We start from the raw sequence: 18,311 nt of genomic DNA, 5'->3' as shown, positions 1-18,311 counted from the left end.
GCGGATGCGCCTCTCCGGGGAGCGGCTCACTCGGAGAGATCGATCCTCTTTGCCTGTCGCCTCGCGCCGAGCAGCTTCTCCTTGAGAGCCGCCTGCTTCGACGCGCCCTGACCGCGCGCGGCGTCTCCGTCCCTCGACGAGGAGAGGCCGAGGAGGCCGATCTCGGGGTCGCTCACGACCCGCCGGAGCACCTCCTCGTAGCCCCTCACCATCTCGCGGATCGTGGCGGCCTCGAAGAGATCGGTGCTGTAGGTCCACTCCACGCTGAGCGCCCCGGGGGCCTCATTCACCCAGACGGTGAGATCGTAACGCGCTGTCTCCCGCGCGGCGGGGAGCTCCTCGATCTCGAGGCCTGGTATCGAGAGCTCTTCGGACGGCGTGTTCTGCGCGCTGAAGACCACCTGGAAGAACGGCGTGACGCCCGGCTCGCGTGGCGGATTGAGCGCCTCGATGAGCTTCTCGAACGGCAGCGCCTGGTGATCGTAGGCCTCCAGGGTCTCGCGCCGGACCTGCGCGAGCAGGTCGCGGTAGCTCGGCCTGGCCGAGAGATCGAAGCGCAGGACGACGTTGTTGATGAAGCAGCCGATGAGCGGCTCGGCCTCCACCTGGCCCCGGCCGGCGACGGTCATGCCGAGGAGCAGATCGTCCTGGCGGCTGAACCGGTAAAGCAGCGCCAGGAAGCCGGCCATGAGGGTCATGTTGAGCGTGGCGCCGGCGCCGCGGCCGAGCTCCGCGAGCGCGCGGGCGAGCTCGCCGTCGAGCGGCTGGACGAGGCGCGCGCCCGCGTCGCTGCGCCGCCGGGAGCGCGGCCGATCGAGCGGCAACGCGAGGACCGGCAGCTCGCCGCCGAGCTTCCTGGCGAAGTGCTCGATGTGCCCCTCGAGGACCTCGCCGCTCATCCACCGGCGCTGCCAGGTGGCCAGGTCGGCGTACTGGAAGGGCAGCTCGGGCAGCCGGTGGGGCCTGCCCGCGGCGAGCGCCTCGTAGCAGGCGACGAGCTCACGGACGAGCACGCTGAGCGACCAGCCGTCGCAGAGCATGTGGTGCAGCGTGAAGGCGAGCACCACCTCCTCGGGCGCGAGCCGGAAGATCTTGAGTCGGACCAGCGGCGCCCGCGAGAGATCGAAGGGCGCCGCGGCCTCCGCCTCGAAGCGGCGCGCCAGCTCGGCCTCGCGGGCCTCGCGGCCGTGGATCCCCTCCAGGTCCTCGACGGCCGCCGCGAGCGGGAAATCGTCGCCTGCGACCATGGCCGGGCGGCCGTCGACGATCTCCACCCGCATGCGCAGGATCTCGTGGCGCCGCGCGATCTCGGCCAGCGCCGCGCGGACGACGTCCACGTCCAGCGCCCCGCGGACGCGGAGCCCGGCGGACATGTTGTAGGCCCCGCCGTCGGGCGCGAGCTGCGCGGCCGTCCAGAGCTGCTCCTGGGAGAACGAGAGCGGCAGCGGGCGATCGCGCGACACCCGCTGCAGCGGCGGGGCCTGGCGGTGGAGCTCGGCCCGCTGCAGGTAGTCGGCGAGCGCGGCGAGCACCGGCTCCTCGAAGATGACGCGCAGGGGCAGCTCCCGGCCGAACACCTTGGCCGCGCGCGAGGCGAGCTGGGTGGCGAGCAGCGAGTGCCCGCCGAGGTCGAAGAAGCTGTCCGAGCGACGCACGGTCTGCACGCCGAGCACGTCGCGGAAGACGCCGGCGAGCAGCTCCTCGGCGGGCGTGCGCGGCGCGTCGGCGCCGATCGGGCCGGCGCCCTCGAGGCGCCTGCGCGAGAGGGCGGCGCGGTCGATCTTGCGGTTCTGCGTGAGGGGCATGGCGTCCAGCACCTCGATCGCGGAAGGCACCATGTAGTGAGGCAGCTTGTCCCGGAGGAAGCGCTTCACGTCCTCGGCGCGCGGCGGCGGCGCGCCGTCGCCGCCGTCGCCGAGGGTCAGGTACGCGGCGAGCCGCTTGTCTCCGGGGCGCTCCTCGCGGACCACCACCACGGCCTCCCGGACGCCGGGGTGCGCGGCGACGACGGCCGCGATCTCGTCCGGCTCGACGCGGAACCCGCGGATCTTCACCTGGTGATCGGCGCGCCCGAGCAGCGCGAGGTTGCCGTCCGGCAGGAGGCGCGCGAGATCGCCGGTGCGGTAGAGCCGCTCGCCGGGCGTGTGCGCGAACGGGTCGGGGAGGAACCGCTCGGCGGTGTGGCCCGGCCGGTTCAGGTACCCGCGCGCCACGCCGACGCCGCCGAGGAAGAGCTCCCCCGGGACACCCGCGGGGACGGGCATGAGGTGGGCGTCGAGCACGAGCGCCCTCACTCCCGGCATGGGCCGGCCGATCGGCACGGAGCGCTCCCCGTCGCGCTCGAGGCGCGGCGCCTCGAACCAGGTGCTGTCGATCGTGGCCTCGCTGACGCCGTAGGCGTTGATCAGGCGGGTGCTCGGCCCGCAGAGGGCCCGGAAGCGGGCGTGGTCCTCCGCGGTCCAGACGTCCGAGCCGACGACGACCAGCTTCATGAAGCCGAGGTCCTGCCCGGTCTGCTCCAGGTGATCCGCGAGCGCGCGCAGCACGGCGGGGATGAAGTCGGCGCAGTCGACGCGCTCGCGGCGCATCAGCGCGTACAGCTTGTCGGGCTCGACCAGGAGGCCGCGCGGGCAGAACACCAGCCTGCCGCCGCTGCACAGGGCGCGAAGCACCTCGCCGGAGAAGACGTCGAAGGCGCTGCTGGCCATCTGCAGGTGGCAGGCGGGACCGCCGGCCAGCAGAAACTCGTGCTCCCAGGCGAGGTAGTCGTTGACCAGCGCGCGGTGGGTGACCGTGACGCCCTTGGGCTTGCCGGTCGTGCCCGAGGTGTAGACGACGTAAGCGGCGTTGTCGGGCGAGCACGGCGTCGGCTCGGGCGCGGCCTCGCCCGCGGGGGCGGGGCCCTCCAGGAAGGGATCGAGCGTCACGACCGCGGCGCCGTGCGGGCGGTGAGCGCGGTGCTCCAACAACGCGGCGGCGTCGCGCTCGCTGCAAAGGAGGACGGACGGGCGCGCGTCCGAGAGGAGCTCGGCCAGGCGGTCCCGCGGGTGGCCGGGATCGAGGCAGAGGTAGGCGCCCCCCGCCATGAGGACGGCCACGACGCCGGTGACCAGGGCGATGCCGTCCTCGGCGCAGAGGCCCACGAGCACCTCGGGGCCGACGCCGAGCGCGCGCAGGCGCCGCGCGAGCGCGCCGGCGCGCGCGGTCATCTCTCCGTAGGACACGCGGCGATCGCCCGAGGAGAGCGCCGTCGCGCCCGGGTCCTCGGCGGCGCGCTGCGCGATGAGCTGGTGCACACACGCGCCGCGCCGCGGATCGCCGGCGAGCGCCGGCGGCGGCGCGACCTCCCAGCTCGCCGTGAGGGCGGCGAGCTCGCCGGCGCCGAGCATCTCGAGCTCGCCGACGCGCCGGTGCGGCGCGGCCGCGAGCAGCCGCAGCAGCGTCGTGAAGTGCTCGATCATCCGGCGGACGGTCGAGCCCGCGAAGAGATCGGTGTTGTACTCGACGGTCCCGCGCAGCCCGCCGCCGAGCTCCTCGAGGGTCACGGACATGTCGAACATCGAGGTCACGCGCTCCGGCTCCAGGGGCTCGATCTCGAGGCCCTCGAGGCGCATCACCTCGTCGTCGGCGTCCTGCACGTCGAACATCACCTGGAACAGCGGGTGATGGCTGAGGTTGCGCTCGGGCCGCACGGCCTCCACGACCTGCTCGAACGGCAGATCCTGGTGGGCGTACGCGTCGAGCGTGGTCTGCCGGACCCGGCGCAGCAGGGCCTCGAACGTCGGGTTCCCCGACAGGTCGCTGCGCAGCACCAGCGTGTTCACGAAGAAGCCGATGAGGGCCTCGATCTCCTTGCGCGTGCGGTTCGCCACCGGCACGCCCACGAGGAGATCGGTCTGCCCGGAGTAGCGGCTCAGCAGCACGTTGAAGGCCGCGAAGAGCGTCATGAAGAACGTGACGTCGAAGCGCCGGCCGAGGGCCCTGAGCTCGGCCGTGAGGTCGCTGTCGAGCGTGAAGCGGGCGACGGCGCCCTTCATGCTCTGGAGCGCGGGGCGCGGCCGGTCGGTCGGGAGCGAGAGGAGCAGCGGGGCGCCGGCGAGCTGCGTCTTCCAGAAGTCGAGCTGGCGCGCGAGGCGCTCGCCCCGGAGATGAGCGCGCTGCCAGCAGGCGAAATCGACGTACTGGACGGGCAGGCTGGGCAGCGGATAGGCCCCCTCCCCGCCGAGGCGATGGTGGTTGTAGAGCGCGATCAGCTCGTCCAGGAAGACGCGCACCGACCAGCCGTCGGAGATGATGTGGTGCAGGGTCACCTGCAGCGCGTGATCGGCCGGGCCGAGGCGGAGCAGCCTGCACCGCACGAGCGGGCCCGTGGCCAGATCGAACCGCGAGGCCCCCTCCTCGTCCACGAGGCGCCGCAGCGCGGCCTCGCGCTCCGCCTCGTCGCGGTCGCTCAGGTCGATCACCGCGACGCGCCCGGCGGCGGGCGGCTCGATGACCTGGCGCGGCTCGCCGCCCTCGGCGGGGAAGCGGGTGCGCAGCGTCTCGTGGCGGGCGAGGAGGTCGGAGTACGCTCGCCCGAGGGCCTCGACGTGCAGCGCGCCGCGCAGGCGGTAGGCCCCGGCCATGTTGTACGCGTCGCTGGGCTCCTCGAGCTGGTGGAGGAACCAGAGCCGCTGCTGCGCGAAGGAGAGCGGCAGCGGCTCGATCCCGTCGCGCGGCGCGGGCTCGATCGGCCCCGCCGCCTCCGCGCGGTCGAGCTCGCGGGCCTCTTCGACGGCGACGGCGAGCTCGGCCAGGGTCTGGCGCTCGAAGACCGCGCGCAGCGCGAGCTCGACGCCGAAGGCCTCGCGCACGCGCGAGACGAGCCGGGTGGCGAGCAGGGAGTGCCCGCCCAGGGAGAAGAAGTTCGCGAAGCGGCCGACGGGGTCCACGCGGAGCAGATCGCGGAAGATGCCCGCGAGGATCACCTCGGTCGGCGTGCGCGCCGCCGCGTGCTGCTCGGCGGCGTCGGCCGCGCCCGCCGCGGGCGCCGGCAGCGCGCGCCGGTCGATCTTGCCGTTCGACAGGAGCGGGAAGGCGTCGAGCAGGACGAAGGCCGAGGGCACCATGTACGCGGGCAGCCGCTCCTGCAGGTGGCGCGCGAGCGCGCCGCCCTCGGCGTCTCCGGCGGGGACGACGTAGGCCACGAGGCGCCTCTCCTCCTGGCCGTCCTCGCGCATCAGCACCACGCACTCGCGCACGCCCGGGTGCAGCGACAGCGCGGCCTCGATCTCGCCCAGCTCGATGCGGAAGCCGCGGATCTTCACCTGGTGATCGATGCGGCCCAAAAACTCGATGCTGCCGTCGGCGAGGAAACGCACGAGGTCGCCGGTGCGGTACATCCTCGCGCCCGGCGTCCCCGCGAACGGGTCGGGGACGAACGCCTGGGCGGTCCGCCCCGGGTCGGCGATGTAGCCGCGGCCCACGCCGACGCCGCCGATGCACAGCTCGCCGGGCACGCCGTCGGGCACGGGCTCGAGGCGCTCGTCGAGCACGTAGTTGCGGAGGTTCGCCACGCAGCCGTGGATCGGCACGTACTTCCACGCGCGCGGCGGCGCGTGGTGGAGCTTGTACAGCGACGTGTCGTCCGAGCACTCGGTCGGCCCGTAGGCGTTGACCATCGGGACGCGCGGCAGCGCCCGGAACCAGCGCTCGCAGAGCTCCGGCAGGAGGGCCTCCCCGGTCGGCATCAGCCACCGGAGCGCCGACAGATCGTAGGCCTCCGGCCGCGCCTCCAGCTCGTCGAGCAGGAGGCGGAGGTGCGTGGGCACGGTCTCGAAGATCGTCGCCCGCTGCGCGGAGAGCGCGGTCAGGAGCGGCCGCGGCGCCCACGCCTGCTCGTCCTTCAGGATGAGCACCCGGCCGCCCACGAGGAGCAGGTTGAGCAGCTGCCACACCGAGATGTCGAACGTCTGGCGCGCGGTCTGGGCCATCGTGTCGCCGGCGCCGAGGCCGAGCTCCACCACCTTCGCGAACTGCTGGTTGAGCATGCCCGCGTGGGTGACCATCACGCCCTTGGGCGCGCCCGTGGACCCGGAGGTGAAGAGCACGTAGGCGAGGTCGTCGGCCGATCCCTCGGCCGGAGAGGCGCCGCGCGGCGCCGGGGAGGAGCGGAGGAGCTCGGCGATGCAGAGCGCCGGCGCCGCGCCCAGGGCGCCCGCCCTGCCCTGCGACGGGGCCGCGCAGACGATCGCCCTGGCCTTGCTCTGCGCGAGCGCCGTCGCGAGCCGCTGGTCGGGCCAGTCCGCGTCGAGCGGCATGTAGGCGCCGCCGGCCTTGAAGACGCCCAGGATGGCGGCGACGAGCTCGACGCCGCGGTCGAGCAGCAGGCCCACGACGTCGCCGCGGCCCACGCCGCGCTCGCGCAGCGCGCGCCCGACGCGGCGGGCGCGATCGTCGAGCTCCGCGTACGTCCAGCGCTCCCCGTCGCACGCGACGGCCACGGCGTCCGGCGTGCGCTCGGCCTGCGCCTCGAAGAGCTCGGTGAAGCGCGCCGCCGGGCGCCACTCGGGGCGCACCGCCGTGAAGTCGCGCGCCGTCCGGTTGCGCTCGACCAGGATCTGCCGGCGCTCGGCCGCGGTGAGCAGCGGCAGCCTGGAGATCCGCGTCGCGGGCGCGGCGGCGACGCCCTCGAGCAGCGTGCAGAGGTGCCCGGCCATGCGCTCGGCGGTCGAGGCGTCGAAGAGATCTGCGCTGTACTCCAGCGTGCCGACCAGCGCCCCGTCCACCTCCCGGAGCGTCAGATCCAGGTCGAACTTGGCCGTCCGGGTGGGGAGCTCCTCCTCGCGCAGCGACAGGCCCGCGAGCTGCATCACCTGCACGGGCGCGTTCTGCAGCGTGAACAGGACCTGGAACACCGGCGTGCGGCTGAGGTCGCGCGGCACGCCCAGCGCGTCGACGATCCGCTCGAACGGCAGGGCCTGGTGGGCGTAGGCGCCCAGCGCGGTGTCGCGCACCTGCCGCAGGAGCTCGACGAAGGGCGGGTCCCCTCTGAGATCGGCGCGCAGCGCCAGCGTGTTGACGAAGAGGCCGATGAGCCCCTCGACCTCGGCGCGCGTGCGGCCCGCCACGGGCGAGCCGACCACCACGTCGGACTGCCGGCTGTAGCGCCCCAGGAGGGCCTGGAAGGCGGCCAGCAGCGTCATGAAGAGCGTCGCGTTTTCGCGCAGGCTCAGGGCGCGCAGGGCCTGCGCGAGCTCGGCCGGCAGCACGACGGGCACCTCGCCGCCCCGGAAGCTCTGCGCCGCGGGCCGCGGGCGGTCGGCGGGCAGCTCCAGGGCGCCCGGGATCCCGGGGAGCTGCCGGGTCCAGTACGCGAGCTCGCGCTCGAGGGCCTCGCCAGAGAGGGCCTGCCGTTGCCAGCGCGCGTGGTCGGCGTACTGGATCGGGAGCGGCGGCAGCGGCGACGGCCGCCCGGCGGCGAACGCCGCATAGAGGGCCGAGACCTCGCGCACGAACACGCCGATCGACCAGTCGTCGGAGACGATGTGGTGCATGCCGAGCAACCACACGTGCTCGGTCGCGCCGAGGCGCACGAGCGCGCTGCGCACGAGCGGGCCCTCGGCGAGGTCGAAGGGCCGCTCGGCCTCTTCCCGGGCGACGCGCGCGAGCGCGCCTTCCCGCTCGGCCTCGGGCATGCCCGAGAGATCGAAGACCGGCAGCGGGAGCGCGACGGCGGGCGCGATCCGCTGCACGCCGCTGCCGTCCGCGTCGGTCGCGAAGGTGGCGCGCAGCGCCTCGTGGCGGCGCACCACCTCGCAGAGGCAGCCGTGCAGCGCCTCGCGGTCGAGGTCGCCGGACAGGCGCACGGCCGCCGCCATGTTGTAGGCGGGGCTCTCGGGATCGAGCTGCTGCAAGAACCACAGCCGCTCCTGCGCGAACGACATGGCGGGCGGCGCGTCGCCGCGGGGCACGAGCGGTATCGCCGGCGCCCCGTCCAGCGCGCCTCGCCGGGCGCGCTCGATCCGCGCGGCGAGCTGCGCCAGCACGGGCGCCTCGAAGACGGCGCGCAGCGGCAGATCGACCCCGAAGGCGGTGCGCACGCGCGAGACGAGCTGGGTCGCGAGCAGCGAGTGCCCCCCGCTCGCGAAGAACTCGTCGGCGGCGCTGACGCGGGATCGGCCCAGCACCTCCTGCCAGATCTCGGCGAGCTTGATCTCGGCCTCGCCGCTCGGGGCCACGTGCTCGCCGCCCGCGGCCGGCTCCAGGGCCGGCGCCGGCAGCGCCTTCCGATCGAGCTTGCCGCTCGTGGTCAGGGGCATCGCCGGGAGCGCGACGAGATCGCCCGGCACCATGTACGACGGCAGCGAGCGCTCCAAGGACCGGCGCAGCGCCTCGGCGTCGACCTCCACCCCGGAGCGCGGCACGACGTACGCCACGAGCCGCGGATCCCCCGGCCGGTCCTCGCGCAGGAGCACCGTCGCCTCGCGCACCTCCGCGCTCGCCAGGAGCGCGGCCTCGATCTCGCCGAGCTCGATCCGGAACCCGCGCAGCTTCACCTGGTGATCGATGCGACCCAGGAAGAGGACGGTGCCGTCGGGCAGGAAGCGGGCGAGATCCCCGGTGCGGTAGAGGCGCGCGCCGGGCGTGCCGCTGAACGGATCGGGGATGAACCGCTCGGCCGTCAGCGCGGGCCGCTTGAGGTAGCCGCGCGCCACCTGCACGCCGCCGATGTACAGCTCCCCCGGCATCCCGACGGGGACGGGCTGCAGCCCGCCGTCGAGGAGGTAGATGCGCGTGTTGGCCACCGGCTTCCCGATGGGGACGCTCCCGTGGGAGTCGCCGCGCCGGCAGCGCCACGAGGTCACGTCCACCGCCGCCTCGGTCGGTCCGTAGAGGTTCTGCAGCTCGGGCGCGCCCTCGCCGTCGCCCAGCTTGCGGAAGAACCGCTCCTCCAGCTCGCGCGACAACGCCTCTCCGCTGCAGATCACCCGCCGCAGCGACCGGCACTGGCGCGCATCCAGAGGCTCGAGGAACGCCTGCAGCATCGACGGCACGAAGTGCACCGTGGTGATCGCGTGTGCCTCGATCACGTCCGCGAGGTACCCCGGGTCGCGGTGCCCCTCGGGCGCCGCCACCACCAGCTGCGCCCCGCACAAGAGCGGCGCGAACAGCTCCCACACCGACACGTCGAACGTGTACGGCGTCTTCTGCAGCACCGCGTCCTGCTCGCCGAGGCCGCTGTCCTCCAGCATCCACAGCAGCCGGTTCACGATGCCACGGTGGCTGTTCTCCACCCCCTTGGGCCGACCCGTCGAGCCCGAGGTGTAGATGACGTAGGCCAGGTGATCGGGGCCGCTGACCGGCCGCAGATCGTCGCCCGATTCGGGCGCGATCTCCGACCAGTCCGCGTCCACGCACACCACGTGCGCCGACGTCTCCGGCAGCCCGCTGCGCCACTTCTCTTGCGTCAGCACCACCGGCGACGCCGCGTCCTCGAGCAACACCCGGATGCGCTCGGACGGATACGTCGGATCGATCGGAAGGTACGCGCCCCCGGCCTTGAGCACGCCGTAGAGCGCCACCACGAGCTCCACCGAACGCTCCGCCACCACCGCCACCACCGTGTCCGGCCCCACCCCGTGCCGGCGCAGGTGATGCGCCAGCTGGTTCGCCCTCCGGTTCAGCTCCGCGTACGTCAGCCGCTCGGCCTCGAACACCAGCGCCACCCGCTCCGGCGTGCGCGCCGCCTGCGCCTCGAAGAGCTCGTGCAGGCACCTGTGCTGGGGATAGGGCCGCTCGCTCCGGTTGAAGCCCCAAAGGACGTCCCGCAGCTCGTCGTCCGACAGCAGGGGGAGCTCGCGCAGCCGCCGCGCCGGCCGCTCCGCGCCCGCGGTCAAGAGGCGCACGTAGGCGCGCGCGAACCGGGCGATCGTCTCCTCGTCGAAGAGCGAGGTGGCGTAATCGAACTGCAGCCGCGCCCCGTCGCCGGTCTCGAGGACGTCGAGCAGCAGATCGAACTTGGCGTGGTGGATGGGCGTCGGGGCCGCGGCGGTCCGCATACGCCAGAAGGGCGCGGCGGCGTCCACGCGGTTCAGGTTGAACGCGAGCGACACCGCCGCCCCGCGGTCGAGCGCGACCCGGTGGTCCAGCCTGCGGATCAGGTGGGCGAACGGGAGGTCCTGGTGCTCGTACACATCGAGCACGTCGCGTTTCACGGCGGCCAGGAGCTCCTCGAAGCGCGCGCCGCCGGGCACCCGGGCGCGGAAGGGCGCGAGGTGCGTGCAGTACCCGACGAAGCGCTCGCCGCCCTCGAACGATCGGCCGGCCACGGGGAAGCCCACCACGATGTCCTCGCGGCCGGCGAGCCGGGCGATCAGCAGGACGTACCCCGCGAGCAGCAGCATGAACGGCGTGCAGCCCTGGTGCCGGCCCGCCTCCTTGAGCCGCCGCCAAACCTCGGGATCCAGCGCGATCTCGTGGCGCGCCCCGGCGAAGGTGAACACCTCGGGCCGCGGCCGGCTCGTGGGCAGCTCCGTCGGCTCGATGCCGCCAGGGAAGCGGGTCCGAAAGAAGTCCTCGTCGACGCCGGCGCGCGCGGAGGCCAGGTACGTCTGCTCGTGCGCCGCGAAGGCGCCGTGGGGAGGCGCGGGCGCGAGCGCGGGCGCGCGGCCCTCGCAGAGCGCGTTGTAGAGCTCGGCCAGGTCCTCGAGCATCACGGCGAGCGACAGGCCGTCGATCACGATGTGGTGGCCGTCGACGACCAGCACGTGCCGGTGGTCGTTCAGCGAGAGCAGCGTGAACCCGACCAGCGGGCCGCGGTGCAGCTCGAGGTGCACCCGCCGCGCGTCCAGCCAGCGGGCCGCCTTGCCCTCCGCCTCGGCTTCGCTCGCCGCCGCGCAGCCCACCACCTCGAGCGCCACCTCCGCGCGCGGCGACACCACCTGATGACTCCCGTCCTCCGCAACGTGGATCCGCAAGGCGTCGTGGCGCTCCGCGAGGAGGGCGACGGCGCGGCGGAGCCGGTCCACGTCGAGCGGGCCGTGCATCTCCAGGGCCGTGGTCTCGACGTAGGCCGCGAGGGCGCCGGGGTTCAGCTTCGAGAGGAACCAGAGCTGCTTCTGCGCCTCGGAGAGGGGCAACGTCGCCTCGACGACGGCGGCCTGCGCGCGGGCGGGATCGAGCGCCGGCGCCGCGGCCGCGACGCCGTTCTCGCGCGGCGTGGACGCGCCGTTGCTGCCCGAGCCCGTCCTCGACCCGGGGCCGCCCGGCCGCGGCGGCGGCGGCAGGAAGCCGTCCTTCTGGAGCGCGTGTACGGTCTGCTCGACCGCGCTCACGATGTGATCGACGTCCTCGTCGCCGTGGGCCGTGGAGAGGAAACACGTGCGCCCCTCCCAGACGAACACCCCCTTGTCGATGAGGTGGTAAAAGAACAGGTCGAGGTTGCCCTCGAAGTGGAAGCGGAAGTAGGAGCTGAAGCTCGAGAGGCCGATGGGCGCGCCGGTCTCGCGGAATACCTCGCGCACGCGATCGGCGAACGCCGCGGTCCTCGCGCCGAGGCGCTCCTGCAGCGCCGGGCCCTGCTCCTTCAGGTGCGTCAGCACGGCGCGCGCGGACACCATCGAGAGCGAGTGCATCTGGTAGGTGCCGGCCAGGAACGTGGTCTCGGCGCCCGGGTACGACCCGTCGCCGTACTCCCAGTAACCGCCGTCGATCGCATCCATGAACTCGGCCTTGCCGGCGACGCAGCCGATGGGCAGCCCGCCGCCGAGCACCTTGCCGTAGGTCGCGAGATCGGCGCGGACACCGAAGTAGGCCTGGGCGCCGCCCGGGTGCACCCGGAAGCCCGTGACCATCTCGTCGAAGATGAGGACGATGCCGAGCTCCTGCGTGACGGCGCGCAGCTCCTTCAGGAAGCGGCCGGGCTGCAGCCCGGGCCGGCGGCTCTGCACGGGCTCCACGAGCACCGCCGCGAGCTCGCCCCCGATCGCGCGGAGCCGCTCCAGCTCGCTGAAATCGCCGTACTCCAGGACGATCGTGTCCTTCACCAGCTCGTCCGGCACGCCGGGCGCGATGGGGAGGCTGGGCTCGCCGGGCCGGCCCGAGGGGCGGGCCAGCACCGTGTCGAAGTGGCCGTGGTACGAGACGCCGAACATGGCGATCTTGCGGCGGCCGGTGGCCGTGCGCGCGATGCGCAGCGCGGTCATCACGGCCTCGGTGCCCGAGGTGCAGAAGGCGGCGCGCTCGACGCCGGTGAGCTCGCAGACGAGGGCGGCGACCTCGCCGGCGTACCGCGAGCGGGGGCCGAGCTCGATGCCGCCCGCCTGTAGCTGGCGGGTGATGGCCTGGCTCACGATGGGCGGGTTGTGGCCGAGCAGGCTCACGCCGAAGCCCATCGCCACGTCGACGTAGCGATTGCCGTCGAGGTCCCAGACATAGGGGCCCTCGAGGCGCTCGGCGGCGATGGGATACACCATCTCCTTGGTGCTGAAGCGGAACCCCGCCGACGCGCGGTTGTCCGCGAGCACGGCGCGGTACTGCTGGGTGAGCGCCTTGGATTTGCCCGTCTTCGCGGTGTAACGAGCCGAAAGCGCGCGCAGGTGGCGCTCCTGCGTGTCGCCTTCGCCGAGCTTCGTGTGCGCGGTGGCCTTGGCGGGGTTGTAGGGGCCGAACGCGGTGTAGCTGCGCTTCTGGTCCTGCGCGGGGCGCGCCTCGGCGGCGGCTCCGGCCGCGCGCGGCGCGAGGGGCGGCACCGGTGACCGGGAGACGGCGGGGCTCGCGGCGGCCAGGGCAGCTGGCGAGGCCAGCGCCGCGAGGGCCTGCGGGGCGGCCATCTGGACGGGTGCCGCCGGCTGCGCCGCCTGGGGAGCGCCCAGCAGCTGCAAGGCCATGGTGATGACCTGGGTGTGCTGGTCCATCAAACGCGCCACGACGGCGGCGGTGCCCTCGCCTGCCGGCTGGACCAGCGCGATCGGCGCCGGGTGCACGCCTGCGCCGTTCACGCCTGCGCCGTTCACGCCTGCGCCGTTCACGCCTGCGCCGTTTGCTCCCGCGCCGTTCACTCCCGCGCCGTGCGACGGAGCGGGGGCGGCATGGGCCGCCGGCGCAGGCGGCGGCATGCACCCGTCGACGTAGCTCGCGATCGCCGACAGCGTGGGCAGCTCCTTGAACACCTGCCGCACGGTGATCACGACGCCGAAGTGGTCCCGGACGGCGCGGATCGCGTCCATCAGCATCAGCGAATCGGCGCCGATCTCCAGGAGCGGCCGGTCGGGATCCAGCCGCTCGGGAGATGTCTTGAGCAGCCTGGCCACCACGATCGTGAGCTGCTCCAGGACGTCGGCGGCGCGGCCTTCGGGCGCCGCGGCCGGCGCCGGCGAGAGAGCCGCGGCGCTGCGCGCGACCTCGACGCCGGGGAGCCTCGCGGTCGCGCGCGCCGCGCCGACGTCGCCGGCCGACCGCGGCGCCGCGTCGTCGAACCAGCAGCGCCTGCGCTCCAGCGCGGGCGACGGCAGCCCGGGAACACGACGGAGCCCCTCGCTGCGACCGGCGCGCTCGAAGTCCACCCGGACGCCGGCGACGTGGAGCCCGGCGAGCATCTCGGTCAGCGTGTCCCACTCGGGGACGTCGGCCTTCAGCATGGGGAAACACGAGACGCCGCCGCCGAGCGCCTCGTCCGCGAGGCCCGTCAGCACCTGGCGCGGGCCGATCTCCACGAACACCTCGCAGCCGGCGGCGCGCAGGCTGGCGAGCCCCTCGGTGAAGCGCACCTTCTGCCGCAGCTGAGCGCGCCAGTACCGGGCGCTGGGCGCCCCTTCCAGCGGCCGGCCGGTCAACGTCGAGCCGAACAGCACACGCGGCGCCCGGTGGTGAACGGAGGCGGCGATCCGCTCGAACTCGTCGAGGATGGGCTCGACCATGGCCGAGTGGAAGGCCAGGTTCACGTTGGTCCGGCGGTTGCGGACGCCGGCCGAGTCGAGCCGCGTCATGAGGCGCTCCAGCGCGTCCACCGGCCCAGACACCAGCGTGTTCTGGGGCGAGTTGACGGCCGCCACGCTCACCGCAGGCGTCGACGTCAGGTGCTGCTCCACCTCGGCCTCGGAGGCGTACACGGTCACCATGCCGCCGCCGGCGGAGACCGACTGCAGGAGCCGCCCGCGCTCGAGGACCAGGCGCAGGCCGTCTTCCAGGTCGAAGACGCCGGCGGCGCACGCGGCCGCGAACTCGCCCAGGCTGTGGCCCATCACCGCGTCCGGCGAGATCCCCCAGGACATCAGGAGCTCGGCGAGCGCGACCTGCAGCGAGAAGAGCGCTACCTGCGCGAGCTGCGGCTGGTGAAGCCGCCCGTCGGGCTCGCCCTCCGGATAGAGCACGGAGATCAGCGAGCAGCCGAGACGCTCGCGGACGAAGGCGTCGCAGCGGTCGAGGGTGGCGCGGACCGGGGGCAACGTCTCGTAGAGGGCGCGGCCCATGCCGGCGTACTGCGCGCCATGCCCCGAGAAGAGGAACGCGACGCGAGGCCGCCGCCTCGCGCGGCCGACCTTCACCGCCGGCGTCACGGCGCCGTCGAGGTACCCCTCGAGGTGACGGCAGAGCTCCCCGGCGTCCCTGGCGCTCACGGCGAGCCGGAGCTCGTGGACGTCGCGGCCCACCGCGAGGGTGTGGCAGAAGTCGGCCACGTCGACCTCCGGGTGGCGCGCGAGGTGGTCCTTGCAGCGCCCGGCCAGCTCGCGCAGGGCCGCGTCGCTCCTGGCCGAGAGCGGCAGGAGGTGAACGGGCCGCCGCGCGGCGCGGCGTGCGTCCGGGAGATCCACCTCGCGGGGCGCGGCGTCGGCCGGGGCCTGCTCCAGGATCACGTGGGCGATGGTGCCGCCGAACCCGAACGAGCTGACGCCCGCGAGGCGGGGCGCGCCGGTCGGTTCCCCCGTTTCCCAGGGCACGGCGCGGGTGGGGATGAAGAAGCCGCCCTCGAGCGAGATGTGCGGGTTGAGCTGCCGCAAGAAGAGGTTGCCGGGGAGCTCGCGGTGCCCGAGCGCGTTGACCACCTTGAGGAGCCCGCCGATGCCGGCCGCGGCTTCCATGTGGCCCAGGTTGGTCTTCACGGAGCCGACGCCGCAGCGAGCCTCGGGGCCGCGATCCCGGCCCAGCGCGTTCCTGATCGCGCCGAACTCGATCGGATCGCCGAGCGCCGTGCCGGTGCCGTGGGCCTCCACGTACTGGATCTGGGCGGGCGCGACGCCGGCGCGGTCGAGGGCGGCGCGGATCACGGCCTCCTGGGCGGGGCCGTTCGGGGCGTGGAGCCCGTTGCTCCGGCCGTCCTGGTGCAGCGCGGAGCCGCGGATCACCGCCAGCACGGGGTCGCCGTCGCGCTGGGCGTCGCGCAGGCGCTTGAGCACGACGACGCCGCAGCCCTCGCTCCGCACGTAGCCGTCCGCGCTCGCGTCGAACGTCTTGCAGCGCCCGTCGGGCGCCATGAAGTGTCCGTCGATCATGGCCCGGGTGACGCCCGGGTCGAGGAGCACGTTGACGCCCCCGGCGATGGCGACGTCGCACTCGCCGGACTCCAGGCTGCGGCAGGCGTAGTGCACCGCGACGAGCGAGGAGGAGCAGGCCGTGTCCACGACGACGCTGGGGCCGCGCAGGTCGAGCGTGTAGGACAGGCGGTTGGCGACGACGCTGGCGGCGCTGCCGGCCGCGGCGAAGGCGCCCGCCGTGGACCCCGCCGCGAGCCGCTCGTAATCGTGGGTGCTCACCCCCATGAACACGCCCGTCAGGCTGCCGGCGAGCCGCGAGGGGGCGATGCCGGCGAAGTGCAGCGCTTCCTGCGCCACCTCCAGCACCAGCCGCTGCTGCGGATCGATGGCGTCGGCCTCGCGCGGCGAGATGCCGAAGTGCTCCGGATCGAAGAGCTCGATGCCGTCGAGGTACCCTCCCCAGAGCGGCTCGCCGTCCTCGCGCAGGCCGAGCAGCGCCCGGCGCTCCGGCGGCAGCGCGCGGATGGCGTCGCCGCCCTTCTGGAGCAGCTCCCAGAAGGCCTCCGGCCCGCTCGCGCCCGGGAACCGGCAGCCGATCCCGACGATGGCCACGGGCTCCTGGCGGCCGTCCGGGCGCACCGGCGCCCGCTGCGTCGTGCGCGCGGGCTCCGGCGCGCCCCCGCCGGCGAGGGCGTGGGCGAGCTGCGCGATCGTGGGGTGGTCGTAAACGAGCGTGGGCGAGACGGAGACCTTCAGCTCGTTTTCCAGGTCACCCGTCAGCGCGACGGCCGCCTTCGAGCTGAGGCCGTACTGGGCCAGGGGGCGGCTCACGTCGAGGTCGCCCGGGTTCACCTTGAGCGCCGCGGCGACGAGCCGCAGCACGACCTCCTGGAGATGGCCGACGTCGTGCCTGGCGGACCCGCCCTCCGGCGGGGGCTCGCCCTCCGGCGGCGTTCCAGCGCGCTCCTCCGGGCGCTCCGCGCGCTCCTCCGTGCCCTCCGCACGCGCCTCCGGGCGTTCCGCGCGCTCCTCCGGGTGCTCCGCGCCCAGGGCGCCGGAGCGCGCCACCACGTCCAGGCTCCCTTCCAGGAACCGCGCGCGGGCCGCGTGGCGCTGGACCTTGCCGCTGCTCGTCAGGGGCAAGGCGCCCGGGGGGATGAGCACCACGGCGTGGAGCGCGAGATCGTGCGACTCGGCCACGGCTTGGTGGATGGCGGGGAAGACCTCGCTCCACGCCGTGCTCTTCGACCCGCGCGCCACCTCCTGCACCACCACGACGCGCTCCTCGCCGTCCACCTCGACGCCGAACGCCGCGGCGGAGTAAGGCTTCAGCGCCGGATGGCTGGTGGAGACGACCGCCTCGATGTCCTGCGGGTAGAGATTGCGGCCGCGGAGGATGATCGTGTCCTTCATGCGGCCGGCCACGTAGAGCTCCCCGCCGTGGAAGAAGCCGAGATCGCCGCTGCGCAGGAAGGGCCCCTCGCCGCCCTCGGTCGTCGCCTCGAACGTCTCCCGGCTGAGGTCAGGGCGCTCCCAGTAGCCCCCCGCCACGCTCGGGCCGGCGATCCAGATCTCGCCCACCTCGCCGTCGGGCAGGGCGCGCCGACTCGCCGGCTCCACGATGCACACGCGGTGGCCCTCGGGGGCGCTGCCGCAGCCCACCAGCGCGGCCGCGCTGCCGTCCCGCTCGGGCGGCCTCGCGCTGCGCGCCGCGAGGGCTGCCTTGTCGAACGTGCGCACGACGGGCACGGCGGACAGATCGCCGCCGGTGACCATGAGGGTGGCCTCGGCCATGCCGTAGCAGCAATAGAAGGCCTGAGGCGCGAAGCCGGCGGCGGCGAACTTCGTGGCGAAGCGCTCCAGCGTCTCCGCGCGGATGGGCTCCGCGCCGTTGTAGGCGATTCGCCAGCTCCTCAGGTCGAGCGTCGCCAGCTTCTCGGGTGAGATCTTCTCGACGCACAGGTTGTAGGCGAAGTTCGGCGCGCCGCCGACGGTGCCCCCGTACTTCGTGATGGCCTCCAGCCAGCGCATCGGGTTCTGCACGAAGTCGAGGGGCGACATCAGCACGGAGGGGAACCCCACGTAGAGAGGCTGCAGGACGTTGGCGATGAGCCCCATGTCGTGGAACAAGGGCAGCCAGTTGACGAACACGTCCTCCTCGGAGGTGCGGAAGGCGCCGCGGATGGCGCGTTCGTTGGCCATCAGGTTGCCGTGCCCGACCATGACGCCCTTGGGGGCGCCGGTGGAGCCCGAGGTGTATTGCAGGAAGGCGAGATCGTGGGCCTTCACCTCGGGCAACTCGGCGTCTCCCTGCCCTGGCAGCCCGGTCGTGGAATACACGCGCAGCCCTGCAGCTCCGGCCGAGGAGCTCATGAACTCCGAGACGGTCTCGTAGAGGCTCGCGCAGGTGACGGCGGCGATGGGGCTCGCGTTCTTGAAGATCTCCTGGACCCGGAAGATCTTCTGGTTGCGCCGGGGCGGATAGAGCGGGACCGCGATCATGCCCGCATACAGGCAGCCCATGAACGCGACGATGTACTCGAGCCCCGGCGGATAAAGCAGGACGACGCGGTCCCCCGGCGCGCCCAGCCCGAGCAGGAACGCGGCCATCTTGCGCGCCTCGCGATCCAGCTCGGCGTAGGTCAGGCGGTCTTCGCGGCGCCCCTTGTCCGAGAGGAAGATGTAAGCCGTCCTGTCGGGCTGGCGCGCGGCGCGCTGCTTCAGCACGTCCACTAGGGTGCCGACGTCCTCGGGGCGGAAGGTGACATCGCTGCGGCTCATTCGGGGGCTCTCTCTCATCGGGTACGCTGCGCTGACCTGCTTCGGGGAGACGTCGCGACAGGGAGGAGGGCGCGGGGG

Annotated in this window: 1 protein-coding gene; it reads right to left on the bottom strand. The window is 73.7% G+C overall.

Annotated features, from left to right (window positions below; all coding sequences use genetic code 11):
* Positions 1-26 precede the first annotated feature (26 nt).
* A complete protein-coding gene (locus tag WMF43_RS18150) occupies positions 27-18,233 on the bottom strand; it encodes an amino acid adenylation domain-containing protein (RefSeq protein ID WP_437681732.1) in 18,207 nt (6,068 codons plus the stop codon).
* Positions 18,234-18,311 lie beyond the last annotated feature (78 nt).

The organism is Sorangium sp. So ce131 (genome assembly GCF_051519095.1).
GTDB lineage: Bacteria > Myxococcota_A > Polyangia > Polyangiales > Polyangiaceae > Sorangium.
The sequence above is the reverse complement of the archived record's forward strand: the minus strand, read 5'-3'. Positions and strand labels throughout refer to the sequence as shown.